Annotated in this window: 1 protein-coding gene; it reads right to left on the bottom strand. The window is 64.8% G+C overall.

Annotated elements, in window-relative coordinates:
• A partial coding sequence (locus tag PJK54_RS17655; protein ID WP_271303502.1) for an Ig-like domain-containing protein occupies positions 1-2,808 on the bottom strand: 2,808 nt, incomplete at both ends.

Genomic DNA, 2,808 nt, shown 5'->3' with positions numbered 1-2,808 from the left:
AGACAGCGTGATGCTGAAGGTGCCGTCATCGGCAACAGTGCCGGTGCCCAGCAGATCGCCATCACCGTTGGTGATCTCGACGGTCCCGCCGGCTTCGGCGCTGCCATTGACCGTGCTGCCATTAGCGGTTTCGCCATCGGTTTCAGACAGAATCGGCGCATCCGGCGCGGTGGTGTCGACGGTGAGCGTGAAGTCGGCAGACGGTGCACTTTCGTTGCCGGCTTCATCGGTGGCAGTGACGCTGAAGACGTATTCGCCATCGGCGAAGCCTGTCGCCGGCGTGAAGCTCCACGTGCCGTTGCTGTCGGCGATGGAGGTGCCGATCTCTTCACCATTGTGGTTGAGGGTCACGGTGCTGCCAGCTTCGGCGCTGCCGGTCAGGGTCGGGGTCGCATCATTGGTGCTGTCGCCATCGGTGAGGGTGCCTGTGACAGCCGCCACATCATCCGTGGCCGAGGCGATGGTCGGCGCATTCGGCGCGGTGACGTCGGCATCTTCCGGGACCACCAGGGTGTCGGAGACAGAGCTTTCGTTACCCGCGGCGTCAGTGACGGTGGCGGTCAGCTCGGTGCCGGCTTCCTGCTTTGGAGACAGCGTGATGCTGAAGGTGCCGTCATCCGCGACGGTGCCAGAGCCCAGCAGATCGCCATCACCGTTGGAGATCTCGACGGTCCCGCCGGCTTCAGCGCTGCCGTTGACCGTGCTGCCATTGGCGGTCTCGCCATCGGTTTCAGTCAGGACCGGTGCATCCGGCGCGGTGGTGTCGACGGTCAAGGTGAAGTCAGCAGATGCCGCACTCACGTTGCCCGCGGCATCAGTGGCGGTGACGCTGAAGACGTGTTCGCCATCGGCGAAGCCAGTCACCGGTGTGAAGCTCCACGTGCCGTTGCTGTCGGCGATGACGGTGCCGATCTCTTCACCGTTGTGGGTGAGGATCACGGTACTGCCGGCTTCGGCGCTGCCGGTCAGGGTCGGAGTCGCGTCATTGGTGCTGTCGCCATCGGCGAGGGTGCCGGTTACGGCCGCCACATCATCCGTGGCCGAGGCGATGGTCGGCGCATTCGGTGCGGTGACGTCGGCATCTTCCAGCACCACCAGGGTGTCGGAGACAGCACTTTCGTTGCCTGCGGCATCGGTGACGGTAGCCGTCAGCTCGGTGCCGGCATCCTGTTCGGGAGACAGCGCGACCGAGAAGTTGCCATCGGTGTCGACCTCAGCAGAGCCCAGGACGTCGCCAGCAGTATTGGTGATCTCGATCGTGGTGCCGGCCTCGCCGGTGCCCGCGACGGTGGTGCCATCGGTCTCAGCCAGCACTGGTGCATCTGGCGCGGTGGTGTCGACGGTCAAGGTGAAGTCAGTAGATGCCGCACTCACGTTGCCCGCGGCATCGGTCGCAGTGACGCTGAAGACATGCTCGCCATCGGCGAAGCCAGTCGCCGGCGTGAAGCTCCAAGTGCCATTGGCATCGGCGGTGACTGTCGCGATTTCCTCACCGTTGTGGGTAATCGTGACGGTGCTACCGGCTTCGGCGCTGCCGGTCAGGGTCGGAGTCGCGTCATTGGTGCTGTCGCCATCGGCGAGGGTGCCGGTTACGGCCGCCACATCATCCGTGGCGGAGGCGATGGTCGGCGTGTTCGGGGCGGTGACGTCAGCGTCCTCCGGCACTACCAGGGTGTCGGAAACCGCACTTTCATTGCCTGCGGCATCGGTGACGGTAGCCGTCAGCTCAGTGCCGGCTTCCTGCTTCGGAGACAGCGTGATGCTGAAGGTGCCGTCATCCGCGACGGTGCCAGAGCCCAGCAGATCGCCATCACCGTTGGTGATATCGACCGTCCCGCCGGCTTCGGCGCTGCCATTGACCGTACTGCCATTGGCGGTTTCGCCATCGGTCTTGGCCAGTACTGGTGCATCTGGCGCGACGGTGTCGACGGTGAGCGTGAAGTCGGCAGACGGTGCACTTTCGTTGCCTGCAGCATCAGTGGCAGTGACGCTGAAGACATGCTCGCCATCGGCGAAATCGGTCTCGGGCGTGAAGCTCCAGGTGCCGTTGCTGTCGGCGGTGGTGGTGCCGATCTCTTCACCGTTGTGGGTGATCGTGATGGTGCTGCCGGCTTCGGCGCTGCCGGTCAGCGTCGGAGTCGCGTCATTGGTGCTGTCGCCCGAGGCGAGGGCGCCTGTGACGGCTTCCACGTCATCGGTGGCAGATGCGATGGTCGGCGCGTTCGGGGCGGTGACGTCGGCATCTTCCGGCACCACCAGGGTGTCGGAGACAGCACTTTCGTTGCCTGCGGCGTCGGTGACAGTGGCGGTCAGCTCAGTGCCGGCTTCCTGCTTCGGAGACAGCGTGATGCTGAAGGTGCCGTCATCGGCAACAGTGCCGGAGCCCAGCAGATCGCCATCACCGTTGGAGATCTCGACCGTCCCACCGGCTTCGGCGCTGCCATTGACCGTGCTGCCATTGGCGGTCTCGCCATCGGTTTCAGTCAGGACCGGTGCACCCGGCGCGGTGGTGTCGACGGTCAAGGTAAAGTCAGCAGATGCCGCACTCACGTTGCCCGCGGCATCGGTCGCAGTGACGCTGAAGGTCTGATCGCCCTCGGTCAGCGCAGTCGTCGGGGTGTAGGTCCAGCTGCCATTGGTATCTGCCGTGATAGTCGCGATTTCCTCACCGTTGTGGGTGAGGGTCACGGTGCTGCCGGCTTCGGCGCTGCCGGTCAGGGTCGGGGTCGCATCATTGGTGCTGTCGCCATCGGCGAGGGTGCCTGTGACAGCCTCCACATCATCGATGGTGGAGGCGATGGTCGGCGT

This window comes from Cobetia sp. MMG027 (assembly GCF_027947415.1).
Lineage (GTDB): Bacteria > Pseudomonadota > Gammaproteobacteria > Pseudomonadales > Halomonadaceae > Cobetia > Cobetia marina.
This window is presented reverse-complemented; position numbering and strand designations above follow the sequence as displayed.